Origin of the sequence: Achromobacter aloeverae (assembly GCF_004121055.1) — a bacterium.
Lineage (GTDB): Bacteria > Pseudomonadota > Gammaproteobacteria > Burkholderiales > Burkholderiaceae_B > Bordetella_C > Bordetella_C aloeverae.
The window spans coordinates 1412906-1430222 of sequence record NZ_PYAL01000001.1 but is presented as its reverse complement, the minus strand read 5'-3'; the positions used below and the strand labels follow the sequence as shown (position 1 = coordinate 1430222).

At 68.1% G+C, this 17317-nt stretch carries 13 protein-coding genes; 2 read left to right on the top strand and 11 right to left on the bottom strand.

What is annotated here, in order from left to right:
* Positions 1-42: 42 nt before the first annotated feature.
* The 9 genes from C7R54_RS06190 to C7R54_RS06150 all read right to left on the bottom strand — a co-directional run bounded on the left by C7R54_RS06190 (position 43) and on the right by C7R54_RS06150 (position 12482).
* A complete protein-coding gene (locus C7R54_RS06190; protein ID WP_129149240.1) occupies positions 43-534 on the bottom strand; it encodes a hypothetical protein in 492 nt (163 codons plus the stop codon).
* A 128-nt stretch (positions 535-662) separates the two neighbouring features.
* A complete protein-coding gene (katG, locus tag C7R54_RS06185; RefSeq protein ID WP_129149239.1) occupies positions 663-2930 on the bottom strand; it encodes a catalase/peroxidase HPI in 2268 nt (755 codons plus the stop codon).
* A 171-nt stretch (positions 2931-3101) separates the two neighbouring features.
* Positions 3102-4115, bottom strand: coding sequence for a M14 family metallopeptidase (locus tag C7R54_RS06180; RefSeq protein ID WP_129149238.1), 1014 nt, complete (start codon positions 4113-4115; stop codon positions 3102-3104).
* 91 nt (positions 4116-4206) lie between these two features.
* Positions 4207-5181, bottom strand: a complete 975-nt coding sequence (locus C7R54_RS06175) for a Bug family tripartite tricarboxylate transporter substrate binding protein (protein WP_129149237.1) — start codon at positions 5179-5181, stop codon at positions 4207-4209.
* Positions 5182-5278: 97 nt separating this feature from the next.
* Positions 5279-7609: a molybdopterin guanine dinucleotide-containing S/N-oxide reductase gene (locus tag C7R54_RS06170; RefSeq protein WP_129149236.1), complete on the bottom strand. Its 2331-nt coding sequence runs from the start codon at positions 7607-7609 to the stop codon at positions 5279-5281.
* A 31-nt stretch (positions 7610-7640) separates the two neighbouring features.
* Entirely contained in the window at positions 7641-8672 is a 1032-nt protein-coding gene (locus tag C7R54_RS06165) for a Bug family tripartite tricarboxylate transporter substrate binding protein (protein ID WP_129149235.1), read from the bottom strand.
* A 128-nt stretch (positions 8673-8800) separates the two neighbouring features.
* Complete coding sequence (locus C7R54_RS06160; protein ID WP_129149234.1) at positions 8801-10450, bottom strand: rhodanese-like domain-containing protein; 1650 nt, start codon at positions 10448-10450, stop codon at positions 8801-8803.
* A gap of 240 nt (positions 10451-10690) precedes the next feature.
* Positions 10691-11872: a cystathionine beta-lyase gene (gene metC / locus C7R54_RS06155; protein ID WP_129149233.1), complete on the bottom strand. Its 1182-nt coding sequence runs from the start codon at positions 11870-11872 to the stop codon at positions 10691-10693.
* Positions 11873-11894: 22 nt separating this feature from the next.
* Positions 11895-12482 (bottom strand): cysteine dioxygenase family protein, encoded by a 588-nt coding sequence (locus C7R54_RS06150; RefSeq protein WP_129149232.1) that lies wholly within the window; start codon positions 12480-12482, stop codon positions 11895-11897.
* 179 nt (positions 12483-12661) lie between these two features.
* On the opposite strand from C7R54_RS06150, the gene C7R54_RS06145 reads away from it, so the two are divergent.
* Entirely contained in the window at positions 12662-13555 is an 894-nt protein-coding gene (locus tag C7R54_RS06145) for a LysR substrate-binding domain-containing protein (protein WP_129149231.1), read from the top strand.
* 144 nt (positions 13556-13699) lie between these two features.
* Complete coding sequence (locus C7R54_RS06140; protein ID WP_129149230.1) at positions 13700-14443, top strand: GntR family transcriptional regulator; 744 nt, start codon at positions 13700-13702, stop codon at positions 14441-14443.
* A 9-nt stretch (positions 14444-14452) separates the two neighbouring features.
* Here the strand turns inward: C7R54_RS06140 and C7R54_RS06135 are convergent, their stop codons facing one another.
* Both C7R54_RS06135 and C7R54_RS06130 read right to left on the bottom strand, forming a co-directional pair.
* Positions 14453-15805 (bottom strand): MmgE/PrpD family protein, encoded by a 1353-nt coding sequence (locus tag C7R54_RS06135; protein WP_129149229.1) that lies wholly within the window; start codon positions 15803-15805, stop codon positions 14453-14455.
* An 11-nt stretch (positions 15806-15816) separates the two neighbouring features.
* Positions 15817-17220, bottom strand: coding sequence for an MmgE/PrpD family protein (locus C7R54_RS06130; RefSeq protein WP_129149228.1), 1404 nt, complete (start codon positions 17218-17220; stop codon positions 15817-15819).
* Between the last annotated feature and the right edge of the window lie 97 nt (positions 17221-17317).

Sequence of the window (17317 nt, the reverse complement as noted above, 5' to 3'; positions counted from 1 at the left end):
TCTCCCGTATCGATTTCGGAGAATCAATGGCACGGCGTGGGTTCAGTCGCCATCCGGGGGACAGCTTTCCTCGGGCGCCGGCTTCATCTTGCCGCGCTGCAACTCCAGGTATTTCTCGTATTTGGCATCGGCGCCTTGGCCGATGAGCCGGTACCAGGCCAGTTTCTTGCCTTCCCGCCTCAGGTAGCCGCCGACATTCTTCCGGTCGCCGATGGCGCATTTGCCGCCGTCATGCATATCGTCCTCGGTGCAGAGGAGGACATAAAGCTTGTCGCCTTCGAGCCGGCCGCTCAGGTCGCCCGCCTCGCCGCCGGTACGGGTGCCATCCGACCACGTACCGGTCGCCGACTTGCCCGAGCCGTCCGGCTTCACTTCCATCTCCGCATAGTGGCCGAAATTGCAGTCGCTGGCATAGCTCCATTTGCCCTCCAGTTGCGCCAGCCCCGCGGCCGGGGCAGCGTCGGTAAGGACGGGTGACAGGCTGGCCGCGGCTAGCAGCGTCAGCATCGTGTAGGCCTGCATGGTCGAGCGCATGGAATGGATACTCCCATGAGTAGGGGGCGAGGTGGATGAAAGCGCGAACGGAAAGCGCGAACTGAAGGCGCGCGAACAAAAAATCCGGCCGGTTTTTTCACCGGCCGGATTTTATACTTGAACGCCTGTCAACCCAGATCGAACCTGTCCAGGTTCATCACCTTGACCCAGGCCTTGACGAAGTCATCGACGAACTTGCGCTCCGCATCCGAGCTGGCATAGACCTCGCTCAGCGCGCGCAAGCGGGCATCGGCGCCGAAGACCAGGTCCACGCGCGTGCCGGTCCACCGGGTCTTGCCCGTCTTGCGGTCGCGGCCGTCGAAGATATCGTTGGCGGCCGACCTGGGCGTCCATGCGGTGCCCATGTCCAGCAGGTTGCGGAAGAAGTCGTTGGTCAGCGCGCCGGGGCGGTCGGTGAAGACGCCATGCTTTTCAGCGCCGGTGTTGACGTCGAGCACGCGCAGGCCGCCGATGAGGACGGTCAGCTCGGGCGCCGTCAGCGTCAGCAATTGCGCACGGTCGACCAGCAGGTGCTCCGCCGGAATCCGCACGCGGGCGTCGACATAGTTGCGAAAGCCATCGGCCGCCGGCTGCATCGCGCTGAACGACTCGACATCGGTCTGCGCCTGCGAGGCGTCGGTGCGGCCGGGCGCGAACGGCACGGCGATGCGATGGCCGGCTTGCCCGGCCGCCTGCTCGATGCCGACGCCGCCGGCCAGCACGATCAGGTCGGCCAGGGAGATCTTCCTGCCCCCCTGCGCGGAGGCGGCGTCGTTGAACGCCTTCTGCACGCCTTCCAATGCCGCCAGGACCCTGGCCAGCCGCGCCGGCTGGTTCACTTCCCAATCCTTCTGCGGCGCCAGGCGAATGCGCGCGCCATTGGCGCCGCCCCGCTTGTCCGATCCGCGGAACGTGGACGCCGAAGCCCAGGCAGTGGAGACCAGTTCCGCCACGGACAGTCCGCTGGCCGCGATCTTTTGTTTCAAGGCCGCGACATCCTTGTCATCGACCAGCGGATGGTCGACAGCCGGGACGGGGTCCTGCCACACCAATTCCTCGGCCGGCACCTCCGGACCCAGGTAGCGCGCACGTGGGCCCATGTCGCGGTGGGTCAACTTGAACCAGGCACGGGCGAAGGCGTCGGCGAACTCGTCCGGATGCGCCATGTACCGGCGCGATATCTTCTCGTAGGCCGGGTCGAAGCGCAGCGCAAGGTCGGTGGTGAGCATCGTCGGCAGGAGCTTCTTCGACGGATCGTGCGCATGAGGAATGTCCGCCTTGGCGTTCTTGGCCACCCATTGATGCGCGCCGGCCGGGCTCTTCGTCAACTCCCATTCGTGGCCGAACAGGTTGGCGAAAAAGCCCATGCCCCATTGGGTGGGCGTGGACGTCCAGGTGACTTCCAGGCCGCTGGTGATGGTGTCGGCGCCCTTGCCGGTGCCGAATTTGTTGTGCCAGCCCAGGCCCTGCTGTTCCAGGCCGGCCGCCTCCGGTTCCGCGCCTACGTTGTCGGCCGGACCCGCGCCGTGCGTCTTGCCGAAGGTATGGCCGCCGGCGATAAGCGCCACGGTCTCTTCGTCGTTCATCGCCATGCGGCCGAAGGTTTCGCGTATGTCGTGCGCCGCCGCGACCGGATCGGGATTGCCTTCCGGGCCTTCGGGGTTGACGTAGATCAGGCCCATCTGCACGGCGGCCAGCGGGTTTTCCAGCCGTCGGTCGTCGTTGCGGCTTTCTTCCTGGCCGTGGATCTGCGCGTCGGCGACCAGCACGCCTTCGTCGTCGGCATCGCGGCCCGCCGCGCCCTTGCCGTAGCGGACATCGCCGCCCAGCCAGGTTTTTTCATCGCCCCAATAGACATCCAGGTCCGGCTCCCAGGTGTCTTCGCGGCCGCCGCCGTAGCCGAAGGTCTTGAAGCCCATGGTCTCCAGCGCCACGTTGCCCGTGAGGATCAGCAGGTCGGCCCACGAGATCTTCTGGCCGTATTTCTGCTTGATCGGCCACAGCAGGCGGCGGGCCTTGTCCAGGCTGACGTTGTCCGGCCAACTGTTCAAGGGCGCAAAGCGCTGCTGGCCGCGTCCCGCGCCGCCCCGGCCGTCGCCGATGCGGTACGTGCCGGCGCTGTGCCAGGCCATGCGGATGAAAAGACCGCCATAGTGGCCGAAGTCGGCCGGCCACCAGTCCTGCGAGTCGGTCATCAGGGCCGCCAGGTCCTTCTTCACCGCGGCCAGGTCCAGGCTCTTGAACGCCTTGGCGTAATTGAACTCCCGGTCCAACGGATTGGATTTGCTGGAGTGCTGGCTCAGCAAATCCAGCCGCAGCTGCTTGGGCCACCAATCGCGGTTGGTCGTGCCGCTGCCGGCGGCGTGATTGAATGGGCACTTCGCTTCGTTGGTCATGGGGTCTCCGTATGGGGATGGACGCGGCGCAGGATCGGTTCCACCCCGATGAGCATGGGGTGCAAAGGACTATACGCGCCAGGCGATGAAATATGGAATTTCATCGTTTTAATGGGTCCTATAGGCCAAGACTATCCAACGAAGCCGCGGCTTCCCAGGAGAATGTTCTGATCACGCCAGGGGATATTCGTCCCATTCATGCGCGACGAAGGCGGCGCGCTCCCCGGTATGGATCACCGGATCCCCTCGCAGGCCGATGACGATGCCGTCCTTGGCCAGGCGTATGGTTTCCAGCGGGGCGCCGTGCAGGTTCATCGACGCGCCCAGTACGCTGCCGGCCGGCAAGGTGGCGCCGGCCTCGACTTCGGGGACGAACAGCCCGCCCTGCGTGAAGGTGATCCAGCCCCGGCGCGTGACCCTGCGCACCGTCTCGGCGCGGTAGCCGGCGCCGCCTGGCAGGATGCCCAGATGGCCCGCCAGCCGGGCGAAGCCGCGCTCCGCCAGTGCGACGTTGTGGGCTTCATAGCGGCTGCCGCCGCCCAGCTCGACCATGAAGGCGGGGATGCCCGCGGCCAGGCACTGGTAGTCCAGCGCGCCGGCGATGTTGCCGGGCAATTCTCCCTTGCCGCCCACGTCCATGCGGCAAGCCACGTTGGGTTCGAACAGCGCGATGGCGCGCAGCAGCTCACGCTCGTCCACGCCGCTGCCCGGATGCAGCTTGTACACGGCGTAGGCCTTGGAGTTGAACAGGGGGTTCATCGTGTGCAGGTTGAGGACGAAGCTGGCCGTGCCGCGTATCTCCGAGAACAAGGCGTGCGCCAGTCGTTCGGAAATCAGGCCGCCCGCATTGCCGGGATAGCATTGGTCGAGGTCCAGGTCGTCGTAGGGATTGCGCTTGCGCCGACTGTCCAGGGCGTGTGGATTGCCGGTAGGCGTAACGACCACGTTGCCCTGCATGGTCGCGGGATCGAGCCCGTTGACGAAGCGCAATGCCGCCACCATGCCGTTGATTTCGTCGCCGTGCACCTGGCCGTGCAGCCACAGCGTCTTGCCCGGCCGCGCGCCACGGACGGCGACATAAGGCAGGCCGACTTCCATGCCCGAGGACATGCTGCCGACGGCCAGCGTGCCGGTTTGCCGGGCCGGGCCTGTATTTTCCGCGAGAAAATTTCCGATGATGCCCATGGCGGGTCTCCTGTCGTGGTTCGATATGCGTTCAGGGGCGCGCCGGCGCCGGGCGCGACGCGCGATCAGATGAAGAGATGGCTTCGCGTCCTCAATCGAGGTGCAGGTCCATGGACTTGATCAGCGTGGACCACTGGTCGATATCCTGGGCGACGAATTTGCCGAAGGCGGCGCTGTCCATCGCGGGCGGCGCCTCCAGCAACTGCGCCTTGAGTTGCTGCGCGAAGGCCGGATCGGCCAGCGCGGCACGGACCTGGCCGGCCAGCCAGGCCACGGCGGTATCCGGCGTGCCGGCGGGCGCGAAGAAACCGTACCAGTTGGTGGCGGCGTAGCCGGGCAGGCCGGCCTGCGCGATGGTGGGCGTATCGGGCAGCAAGGCCGACCGTTGCGGGCTGGCGACGCCCAGCAGCTTCAGCTTTCCGGCCTTCACGGTCGGGATCATCGAGGTGTCGCCGAAGGTGTAGTCCAGCCGGCCGCCTATCAGGTCGGTGAGCACCGGGGCCGTGCCCTTGTAAGGGACGTGCACGGCGTCGATTCCCGCCTTCTGCGCGAACAGGGCGCCCGACAGGTGCTGTGACGTGCCGGTGCCCCCCGAGCCGTAGCTGAGCTTGCCGGGATGGTCCTTGCCATACCGGATCAGGTCCGCGACGTTCGTATAAGGCGCATCCGGACGGGTCAACAGCAGGAGGGGCATTTGCACCGCCATGCCCACCGGCTTGAGGTCCTTCAAGGGCTGGTAGGGCAGGCTGCGATAGGCGCTGGGGGCGATGCTGATATTGCCGGGGCTGCCCAGGACGAAATGGTAGCCGTCCGCCGGCGCGTGCGCGGTCATGTTCACGCCTATGGTGCCGCCCGCGCCGCCGCGGTTTTCCACCACGATATTGGCGCCGGTGGCCTGGCCGATGCGCTGGGCGTAGAGCCGGGCCACCAGGTCCACGCCGCCGCCCGCCGGGAAGGGGACGGTGAAGGTGATGGGGGCCGCCGGATAGGCGGACCACGCGGGCGCGGCGCAGGCCAGGGACACGCCGGCGACGCAGGCGGCGGCGAGTTTCTTGAACAGGTACATCGTGTCGGACCTCGGACTGGACTAGGAAGAAAACGGAAAGGGACGAGCCTGGCGGGTGTGCGCAGCAGGGACTAGGGACTAGGGACTAGGGCTAGGACTAGGGGCGCCGCGGCTCCACGCCGGCGTCCTCGGTCCAGCGCTCGGCCTGGACCAGGCAGCTCATGGCGTTGGGCCCCTGCGTCAGCGACGACGTGCCGATATCGAGCGTGAGGACATTGGCGGTGCCCGCGCGTTCGGGGGCGCCGTGCACGCTGTCCGGCTGGTACCAGGCGCCGGTGGCCATGACCACGGTGCCGCGCAGCACGCCATCGTCCAGGACCGCGCCCGCCAGGCAGGCGCCGCGCGCGTTGTACAGGCGCACGGTGTCGCCGTCGCGCAGGCCGCGCTCGCGCGCATCGTCGGGATGCATGCGCAAGGCTTCGCGCGCCGCGACCTTGTTCGATTGCGCCAGCGGCGCGGCATCCATCTGGCTGTGCAGCCGGTCGGCCGGCTGTATGGTCAGCAGGTGCAGGGGATAGGTGCGCGCGGCGTCGGCGCCCAGCCACTCGCGCGGCGCGATCCAGCGCGGATGGCCGCCGCAATCCGGCAGGTCGTAGCTGGCGAGCGTGCTGCTATAAAGCTCGATGCGGCCGCTGGGGGTGCGCAGGGGATGGGCGCCCGGATCGCGGCGAAACTCCTCGAACAGGACGAAGTCGGCGACGGGCGGCGGCAGTTTCACGTATCCCCCTTGCCAGAATTCGTCGAAGGCCGGGACGGTGACGCCCGCCTGTTGCTGCGCGTGCGCGAACTGGGCATAGATATGGCGTATCCAGTCCATCTCGTCGCGTCCCTCGGTGTAGCGGTCGCGGTAACCGAGGCGCTCGGCAAGGTCCGCGAAGACGTCGTAGTCGTTGCGCGCCTGGCCCACCGGATCGATCGCGCGATGCATGGCGAGCGCGTAGCGGTCGCGCGACGAACCGCCGATATCGTTGCGCTCCAGCGACGTGGTGATGGGCAGGACGATGTCGGCGTTGCGCGCCGCCGGCGTCCACCAGATTTCATTGACGACGACGGTGCGTGGCTTGGCGCGCCACGCCCGCAGCAGCCGGTCCAGTTGCTGGTGGTGATGAAAGGGATTGCCGCCGGCCCAGTGGATGAAGTGGATGTCCGGATAGTGCTGCGTCCGACCCTGGAAGGGGTAGGGCGCGCCGGGCTGCTCCAGCATCTCGGTCAGCCGGGCAACCGGGATGGCGAGTTCCGACGGATTGCGTCCCACCGGCATTTCGGGGCCGGGCGTCGCGATGCGCGGATTGCCCACGCCGTTCATGGACCCGTGGCCGAAGCCGAAGCCGCCGCCGGGCAGGCCTATCTGCCCCAGCATGGCGGCCAGCGCGATCGCCATCCAATAGGGTTGTTCGCCATGCTGCGCCCGTTGCACGGCAAAGGCGCAGGTCAGGTAGCTGCGCTTGCCGCACAGCTGCATGGCGAGGGAACGGATGCGCGCGGCGGGAACGCCGGTGATGCGCTCGGCCCATTCCGGCGTTTTCGCGACGCCGTCGTCGCGGCCCTGGAAATAGGCTTCCAAGGCTTCATAACCGACGCAGTGGCTGGCGAGGAAGGCGGCATCGTGGCCGTTCGCGCACCGGATTTCATGGGCCAGCGCCAGCATCAGCGCCACATCGGTGTTGGGCCTGATCGGTATCCACTCCGCATGCACGAAGTCCGGGCAATCGCCGCGGGTGGGGCTGATATTGATGATGCGCGCGCCGCTCGCCGCCAGTTTGCGCAGCCAGGATTCGAGCGTATGCTCGGCCGCGCCGCCCGACGACACCTGGCCGTTCTTCAGCGCCAGGCCGCCGAACGCGACGAAGACCTCGGTATGCTCGACGATGCTGGGCCAGGAAGTGACGCGGCCGGTGAGTGGGTTGTAGGTGCCGATGACATAGGGCAGCAGGAACTGGGCGGTGCCCCAGCTGTAGTTCCCGACCTGGTCCACGCCGCCGCCGCCGGCGAAGTAGAAGCGGCGGATCAGCGAGCGGGCGTGGTGCAGGCGGCCGGCCGAGGACCAGCCGTACGAACCGGAGAATATGCCCTGGGCGCCGTGTTCCGCGCGGGTGGTGGCGATCTCCTCGGCGACCAGGTCCAGCGCGACATCCCAATCGACTTCGACGAACTCGTCGCGGCCGCGCAGTTCGCGCCCGCTTTCGCCGCGCGACGCCAGCCATGCCTTGCGCACGGCGGGCCGCGCGACGCGGTGCGCCGAGTACACCATGGGCGCGATGGTCTCCAGCAGGCGGGACGGATGGGGGTCCTGGTCGAAAGGCTCGCAGTCGACCAGGCGTCCGTCGCGGACCACCGCCGTGTAGGCGCCCCAGTGCGCCAGTTGCGGATAGCGTTGTTCGCCGGCGGCCACCGCGTGGCCGCGCGACTCGGGTTGGATACGAGTCATCTCGGTGCCTGTCCGATGTAAGAGGGCTGGTTCAATCCAGCGAGATGTGGGCCTTCTTGATCAGGTCCGACCATTTGATGCGCTCCCTGGCCATCAGCTCGCCGAACTGGGCCGGAGTGCTGGAAGTGGCCGTCATGCCGGAGGATGCCAGGACCTTGATGACGTCCGGTTCCTTCATGACGCCGGCGAAGGCGTGGTTCAGCGTATCGATGACGGCCTTCGGCGTGGCGCCCGGCGCCAGCACGCCATACCAGTTGGCCAGCTCATAGCCGGGCACGGTCGCGCCGATGGGTGGCACGCCGGGGAACTCGCCGGACGGACCGGCGGTGGTGACGGCCAGCGCCTTCAGCTTGCCGCCCTCGGTCAAGGTCCTTACGGACGGGTCGGAGAAGGTCACGTCGACCAGGCCGCTGACGACATCGGTCAAGGCCGGCGTGGTGCCCTTGTAGGGGATGTGGCGCATCTTGATGCCGGCCAGCATGTTGAACTGCTCGGCCGCCATCTGACCGATGGTGCCGTTGCCGCCCGACGCATACGTGACGTCCTTGCCGGATTTCGCGCGCGCGATCAGGTCGGCGACGCTGTTGATGCCCGATGCGGGATTGGTGACCAGTATGTTGGGCATGGTCACCAGTACGGATACCGGCGCCAGGGCGGTCGCGGGATCGTAGGGCACTTTTTGCAGGAAGGGCAGGATGGTCAACGAGCCTGGCGTGCCGAGATACAGCGTATAGCCGTCGGGAGCGGCGCGGGCGACATAGTCGGTGGCGATGATGCCGCTGGCGCCGGGCCGGTTCTCGACGATGACGTTGGTGTTCAGCGCCTTGGACATGCCCACCGCCGCGGCGCGCGCCAGCACGTCGGCGCCGCCGCCGGGCGGAAAGCCGACCACCAGGCGTATCGGCGTCCCGGCTTCGGGATAGGCGGCGTGGGCGGGCAGTGTCGCCGCGCACGCGCCCAGAGCGACCGCCAGGGCGGCCAGGCCGCGCCGCGCGCGGCGGGGCGCGAGGCGGGCCAATGTCGATGCAAGTACTGCCGGCTGGTAAGCAGAAGCGAGTTTCATACGGTTCCCCTTGAACCTTGGATTAACGGCCTGGATCGTGGTGTCCGGCTCGTCGGGTGGACTGAGGGGCCGGCCCTGGCGCGCGATGCGGGCGGATGCCCCGCGCGGCACGCCAGGCCCGGCGGTGGTCAGCCCGGTTGCGTGTGCGCCGGCAAACGGAAGCCGGCGCGTTCCTGCGCATCGATCTGGTGGATAAGGTTGGTCTCCCAGGCGATGTACTGGCGGGCCGCCGCCTTGTTGCCGTCGTGGCGGTCGTGAACGAAGAACAGGTAGTCGATGCAGTCGGCATCGGCCGGCAGGGCGGGACTGGCCGCTACGGGCAGGCCCGCAACGCGCCAGGCCGCGGGCGTATCGACGTTGACGCGCACGCGCCGAACGCCCAGGTCCGCCAGCTCGCGCGCGGCCAGGGCGCCCACGCCGGCATCGTCGGCCAGCAGCACCACGTCGGCTTGCGGATCGAGCCTCAGGGATCGCAGCCGCGGGCGGATGGACCAGCGCGCGCCTTGCACGTGGGCCTTGCGGTAGGCCATGCTGGGACGGACGTCGACCAGCGTGGCGCCCGCCTGCACGGCGGCGGCGAGGTCGGCGGTGGCGATGGCGGCGGTGGGGGCGGCGATGGTGGCGTCAACGCGGGCGGCGACAGGCGCCGCGGCCGTGGACAGGCCCCCGGCGGACGCCGCTACCCGTGCGTCCAGTCCCTCGGCCAGGACATGGACATCCCAGCCCATGCGCACCAGCCAGCCCGCCACCACCGGCGCGCGCACGCCGTCATTGTCGAACAGTACGATGCGCGCGCCGCGCACGCCGACGTATTGATCCGTGGCCTGGATCAGCTGGCCGCCGGGCGTATGCTGCGCGCCGGGCAAGGTGCCCGCGGCATATTCCTCCGGCGTGCGAACATCGCACAGGAAGGTGTTGCGGTCCCCCTCGGCGAGCCAGGCCCGCGCCTGGGCAGCGTCGACGATGGACACCGACAGTTCCCGGGCCAGCCGCCGCGCCTGCTCGCGCAGGACCGGCAGCCGCGCGGCGTCGATGGCATCCGGATACTTGCGGCGCGAGCCATGCTCCAGCTGCAAGTCGGCCAGATACCAGCCTTGGGTGCCGTTCTCCAGCGCCAGCACGGGATTGGGCAGGCCCAGGTCGATCAGGGTCTGCGCGCCGATGATGCTGCGCGTGCGGCCGGCGCAGTTGACGACGATGGTGGTCGAGGGGCTGGGCGCCAGCTGCTGCGCGCGCAGGGCCAGTTCTCCGTTCGGGCAGCAGATGGCGCCCGGGATATTCATCTTGCCGTACTCGGAATAGGGCCGCCCATCCAGCACGATCAGGTCGTCGCCGCGTGCCAGCCGCTGGGCCAGGTCGGTGGCGCTGATGCGCGGCGTGTGCAGCAGGTGCTCGGCCAGTTCGCCGAAGGTCTTGCTGGGCAGGTTGACGCCGGCGAAGACGCCGAAACCGGCCGCGCGCCATGCCGCCATGCCGCCCGCCAGCGGGCGGACATCGGTATAGCCCAGGCCGGCCAGGGCTTGCGCCGCGCGTTCGGAGATGCCGTCGCCTTCGTCCAGCAGCACGATGCGGGTGGAGGGGCGCGGCACCAGGCGCCCGATATCGAGCTCCAGGCGGCTGTACGGAAGCGTGGTGGCGTAGAACGGGTGGGCCTCGCCGTACTGGCCATGCTCGCGCACGTCCAGGAGGGCGATCTCGCCGCCATCGTGCAGCCACCGCTTGAGCGTCGGCGCATCCACGGGGGCGAGGGGCTGCGGGGCATGTTGCTGGGTAGTCATCGGATCCGGGGAAAAAATGCTGCGTATAAGGATGGAAAAGCTGAAGGGAAAAACCGAAAAGAAACGCCGGAAAGAAAAGCGGGGAAAAAGCCTGCGCGACGCGGGGCGCCCGCCGGCTTCGGCAGGCAATCCGCCGCGGGTGGCGGGGGCCTCGGACGCGACAGGCTACAGGCCACCGGCGGCAGCCGGTTATCGACTATCGACTATCGCCACCGAATCCGCGGGGCGCAGGCGTGGCCTTCACCTTCGCAGCGCGGCCAGCGCCTGCTCCAGGTCCGCGATCAAGTCTTCGGGGTCCTCCAGGCCGATATGCAGCCGCAGCACCGCGCCACGGCCGGTCCAGTCGGCCACGCTGCGGGCACGCAGCATGTAGGCGGGAACGGCGAGGCTTTCGAAGCCGCCCCAGGATGCACCCAGGCCGAAAAGCTTGAAGGCGTCGATCACGCGTTCCACATCGGCGTCCTCGATGCCCGGCGCGAACTCGATCGACAGCAGGCCGTTGGTGCCGTGGCAGTCGCGCCGCCAGAGGGCATGGCTGGGATCGCCGGGCAGGGCGGGACACAGCACGCGCGCCACCTCCGGCCGCGACTGCAGCCAGTCGGCGACGCGCATGGCGCTGCGGCCATGCACCGCCATGCGCGCCGGCATGGATCGCATGCCGCGCAGGACCAGGTAGGCGTCGTCGGCGCCGACCGTCTGGCCGAAGTCCACGGTCGCCCGCTCCAGCGGCGCCCAGGCGCGTTCATTCGTGACGGCCACGCCCATCATGACGTCGGCATGGCCGCCGAGATACTTGGTGGCGGCGATGATGGAGATGTCCGCGCCCAGCGCCAGCGGGCGGTACAGCAGGCCGGAGCCCCAGGTGTTGTCCACGGCCAGCCAGCAGTCGTGCGCCCGCGCCAGCCCGGCGACGGCCGGCAGGTCCATCATTTCGTAGGCCAGCGAACCCGGGCACTCGGCGTAGATCATGCGCGTGTTGGGACGCAGCCGCGCGGCCAGGTCGCTGCCGTCGGGCAGGTAGTACGAGTACTCGATGCCGAGCCGGGCCAGGTGCTCGCTGCAGAACCGCCGCACCGGTTCATAGACGGCGTCGGTGATCAGCACATGGTCGCCGCTCTTCAGGTAGGCGAGCAATACCGTGGCGATGGCAGCCTGCCCGGTAGGATAGGCCTTGGCGCGGTAGCCGCCTTCCAGTTCGACCAGGGCGTCTTCCAGGGCATGGGTACTGTCCGTGCCGCGGGCGCCGTAGGAGACCAGGCGTTCCTGGTCGCGGCGCGAGCGTGTGTCGCGCCACTGTTGGACGCTGTCGAATATATAGGTGCTGGCGCGCGTGACGGGCGTGTTGACCCATCCGCGGTGCGGCCGGCCGGCGCGCAGCAGCCGGGTCGTGGCCTTGTGGCCGGGCTTGTCGTGTTCGTTCATGGTCGGATATCGGGGCAGCGGCTCAGCGGCGGGTCTGCACGCCGATGGGCATGATCTTGCAGGTGCCCGTGTCCAGGTCGAAGGCCAGGCGCTCGGTCAGCGTCTCCAGCGCGCGGCCGTACATGTGCAGGTGGCGGATCACGCTGTCGCCCTGGATTTCCACCGCGTGGATGTCGTCGGGCATGAGCGCGATGCCGGCGCCGGGCTCCACCACCACCGTGCGATTCTTCGCCAGGCGCCCCACGCCGGGCTGGGCGCCGTCGTCCAGGCGGTCGTAGACGTAGTTGAATTCCACCCCTTCGACGGCGGCGATACAGGCCCAGGTGGTGTGGTTGTGCGGCACGATCTTCTTCCCCGGCCGCATGACGTTCAGGTACAGCGCATATTCGTGATCCGGTGTTTCGCTGATGAGGTAGCGCGCCTGGCGCTCGTCGCCTTCCGGCGCCGCGTAGCGGTCCGCCCCCCACCAGTCGCGATGGCCGGCCAGGCCGACCAGGCTATCCAGGACGCCGGACAGGCTCTGGCGGTTCAATCCCTGCTTTCCTAAAGTATTTTTTATATTTTCGATAGCCTGGGCGATCTGCGCCTGCTGCGGGTGTTGCGAAGTCATCTGCGTAAACTCCCTTGTAAATCCTGTTATTTCCGCTACTCTACGAGCCGAAAGCCATCTCGACAAATTAATTTGATTTAAAAATATATTAGGATTGCTTATGGATTCAGTTGGCCGGATGCAGTTGACCGGTTGCGGCGCCGGGCGCATGCCGGTTCCGTGGAGATGAGCCAGCGCACATGAAGAACCTGGACATCGACCTCCTGCGTACCCTCGTCGCCGTGGCGCAGGAGCAGACCTTCTCGGGCGCCGCGTTGGGCCTGCACAAGACCCAGTCGGCGGTCACGCAGCAAATGCAGCGCCTTGAAGACTTGGTGGACCTGCCCCTGTTCGAGAAGCAGGGCCGCAACAAGCTGCTGACCACGCACGGCCGCAAGCTGGTGGCTTATGCGCGCCACATGTTGGCCATCAACGACGAAGCCGTGCGGGCGATGCAGGACGGGCAGCTGGAAGGCGAGCTGCGTCTTGGCTCGCCGCATGACGTGGCCGACACCATCCTGCCGGCCGTGCTCACGCAGATCGCCCGCTGGTCGCCGCGCGTGCGGCTGGAGATCCGCGTCGACCGCAGCCCTACCCTGATGACGGCGCTGCGCGCGGGTGACCTGGACCTGACGATTTCCACCCGCTTCGACCAGCGACTGGAAGGTGTCGTGCTGCGCACGTCCCCCACGGCCTGGATCGGGTCGGCCAGTTACCTGCACGACGTCTCCGCGCCCTTGCCCCTGGTGCTGGCGGACGAGCCCAGCATCTTTCGCCGCATCGCGCTCAACGCGCTGGAGCAGGCGCGCCTGCCGTGGCACACCAACTATGTCGCGCCCAACCTGGTCGGCATCCGGGCCGCGGTGCGCGCGGGCCTGGGCATCACCGCGCGCAGCGTCGAGTTCCTGAGCCCCGACATGCGCGTGCTGGGCGAGAAGGACGGCATGCCGGCCTTGCCCGACGTGACCTATTTCCTGTGGATACGGGACGACCTCATCAACCCCTTGATACGGCATGTCTACGATATGCTCATCGCGCAGATGGGCCTGAACGAACCGGCTGCCGCCCAGGCGGGCAGTCCGGCCTCGGAATAGCGCCGCCGGCGGTCGCGCGGCCCGGAATGGCGTCGCCGGCAAGGGCGAGGCGGGAACCCGCAACGCAGGCCTTTCCGCCCAGGCAAGGATGGCTATGCTGCGTTATGCTGCGGCCTGGTAAACGTGGGAACCGAGAATTTCCTGATGAAGAAGACAATTGCCGATTCCCAGGCCCTGCTGGGGGATCTCGCCTACGACGCCGTGCGCGACGCCATCCTGGCCAACGACATCAAGCCCGGCGATCGCGTCTCGGAGTACAAGGTCGCCGAATGGCTGGGCATCAGCCGCACGCCCGTGCGGGAAGGCTTGCGCCGCCTGGAGAACGAGGGCCTGCTGACGCCGCATCCGCGTCGCGGGCTGGTCGTCGCTTCCATCGACGATGCCGCCCTGCAGCAGCTTTACGCGGTGCGCGAATTGCTGGAAACCGCCGCCGCCGCGTCGGCGGCCGAGCATGCCACCGAGGCCGAGATCGCCACCCTGCGTCACCTGGTGCAGGCGGAAAAGGAGATCATGGACCAGCCCGGCCGCATGAACGAACACAACCGCGTGTTCCATGAAGCCATCTATCGGGCCGCGCACAACAAATTCCTGCTCAAGTTCCTGCTGATCACGTCGGACACGCTGTCCGCTTACCGCAATGTGTCCACGCTGGTCATCGAGGAAAGGCGCCGGCAGGTGCTGGAGGAGCACGCGGAAATCTGCGAGGCCATCTCCCGGCGCGATGCCGAGGGCGCGCGCGCCGTCATGGGACGCCATGTGCGCAACGCGCTGAAGGTGCGCGTGCAGCTGCAACACAGCGAGCTGCTCAACGAGATCCGTCAGCGTGGCGGGCCGGGCCTGCTGTCCAGCCACATCAAGCGCGGCGGCGGGGACGGCCCGAAGGGCTGAGCGTGGGCCCTAGCCCGCCGGGAATTCCGGCTGGTTTTCCAGGTCGGCCAGGCGGCCGTACCAGCCGGCTGCCGCGTCCGCGCCGAGACCTTGCGCGCGCAGCATGAAGCGGCGGCGCAGGTCGTCTTCCGTCATGGGCAGCGAGGGCAGGCCGAGAAAGCCGTCGGCCATGGCCTCCAGCCTGCGGCCATCGCGCAGCCCCAGCGTCAGGCGCGCGCTCCACGCCGAAGGCAGGTCGGCTTGCGTAACCAGCACGATGCGATCGCAGGCCCGCCGGATGGCGGGGTCGTGCAAGGCGTCCGCGGTGTACGCGCCGGGATCCTCCGGATCGCGGAACTGCGCCAGCGCCAGGCAGAAGGGCACGCTGTATTGCGCCGCCATGATGTCGGCCGGCGCGCGGATGTCATGGTGGCTGACCACTTTTTCGCTGCAACCCAAGGCCATGGATACGATGTCCGCGCCGCTCAACCCATGTCGGGCCATCAGGCCGCGCAACGCCTGTATCGGCGCCTGCGCCGTGACATGGCAGGGATAGCGCTTGAAGCAGATCTTCAATGTCTCCCAGCTGTCGCCCAGGCCGCGCGTGAGCAGGGCCGGCTCGGCGTCGCGGCAATACGCATCGAGAAAGCCGTAGCGGCCTTCCAGTATGGTGTCCGGGCCTTCGTAGCCCTCCTGCGCCAGCGCGGCCGCCATGACGCCGGCCTCGGCGGCGCGTCCGAGATGCAGGCGCTTGACCATCGCGCCATTGCCCGCCTTGGTGAAGGCCAGCAGGCCGGCGGAGAGCGAGCCGGCAATGCCCAGTGCCCGCGCGAGGCCGTCGGCGTCCAGGCCGTGGACCAGGCCGGCGGCGATGGCCGCGCCGTACGGGCCGGTCAGCCCGGGCGCATGGAAGCCCAGTTTCTCGCAGCCGTGATGGGTCGCGGCGCCGATGCGAAAGAGCACTTCGCAGGCGGCCACGAACGCGGTCAGGGCCTGGCGCCCATGCGCGCCGGTTTCCTGGCAGGCCGCCGCCAGCGCGGGCACCAGCGTGGCGCCCGGATGCACGCCGGCGCCGGGAAAGCGCAGGCTGTCCTGCTCGAAGGCATGCGCCGCCGCCCCGTTGGCCAACGCCGCGGCCGGCGCGGTGAGGCCGGGCGAGGACGCGCCGAACAGCGTGCACGGGCCGCCGCTGCCGTAGCGGCGGGCATAGGCGGCGGTGGCGGCGCTCCACGGCAGGCTGGCGCCGTGCACGCAGCAGGCCAGCGTATCGATGATGCAGGCCCGCGCGCGTTCGCGCACGTCCGCCGGAATCGCGTCATAGCGCAGGCCGGCGGCGAATTCGGCAAGCTGCCGGCTGGCGCTGGGCTGGCGGCCGGTGGCCATGGGCCCGAACCTCAGCCGCGGGCGGCCAGCAGGCGCGGCAGGGCGGCGCTGTCCTGCAGCGTGTCCAGCCCCAGCACGCAGTCGCGGATTTCCTCGACGTGATCGCGCGGCAGCACGTGGGTGGCCAGCTTCTCGAATTTCTCGACGATGTCGCTTTCGCTGGCGAAGTTCTTTTCGTTGCCGCGGCCGGCCTCCACCGTGCGTTCCATATGCGTGCCGTCGCGCAGCGTGACCTCCACCCGGACCATGTGACGGAACTTGGATCCCTTCGCGGTGATGTCGGGATCGTGCGCCACGTGCACCTTTTCCGCGATGCGCATGCGGTCGGGATCGGCCACCTTGTCCTCGGTGAACTGGTCGACGAAGCAATCGCCATCGAGCAGCCAGGTCGCCACGCAATAGGGCAGGTTGAGCTGGGCCGACGTCAGGCCTTGCGGTTCGTATTTCCAGCCGACGTGGTCCATGGTGACCTGCGAGCCGTGCACGAGGATTCTATCGACCTCCTCGGCGCCGAAGGGGCGGTCGGCCTGCATGGCGCGGATGGCGTCCAGCGTGCTGTGGTTGCTGCCGACGCAGGAATAGAACTTGAGGGCCACGCCCATGGTCTGCCAGGCCTGGCCCAGGTCGGACGTGAGCGCGTCGAGCTGGAAGCGATCCTGTGAACGGGAGAAGGTGCTGCAGAAACCGCCGTATTCGCTTTCCAGCACGTTGATGATGCCGGTAAAGCCCTGTTCGGCGAACAGCGCGCCATACAGGCCGCTTTGCGACGCGCGGCCCGCGTGCATGCGCTTGACCATGGCGCCGTACTGGGCTGCCATCAGGCCCGCCGACTGGGTGCCGGCGATGCCCAGGGCGTGGACCGTGCGATCCACGTCCAGGCCCAGGCCGCGCGCGGCGCCCGCCGCCGCCGAGAACACACCCAGCGTGGCGCCCGAGTGCCAGCCTTGCGCGATATGCTCGGGTCCCATGCAGATGCCCACGCGAGGACCGATTTCATAGCCCGCCACCGCGGCGGTGAGGAAATCGCGGCCGCTCATGCCGCCACGCGTTTCCGCGATGGACACCAAGGCCGGCAGTACTACCGCGCCGACGTGCAGCACGCCCTGGCGGTGCACGTCGTCCAGTTCGAAGCCTTGTACCTGGGTGCCGTTGACCAGCGCGGCGTGGGGCGCCGACAGCTTGTGCCGCGTGCCCCAGATGGCGCAGCCTTGCGTCGTGTCGAGCCCTGTCAGCGTCTTTTGCAGGATGCGGCACCATTCCAGGTCCGCGCCGTAGATCGCGCAACCCAGCGAGTCCAGCATCAATAGCTTGATGCGAGCCAGTACTTCGCGCGGAATCGCTTCATAGCGCAATCCGGAAACGAAGCGGGCGATGCCGCGGGTATAGCGATTGTCCGAGAGGGCGGTCGTCGACATGGGGAGCCTAGGGGATGGGGGAAGGGGAAATCCGTACTGTCTGAAAAATAGTATACCGTGGTACTCTATTTTTAAAAGAAGTGTCGCAACGACATGT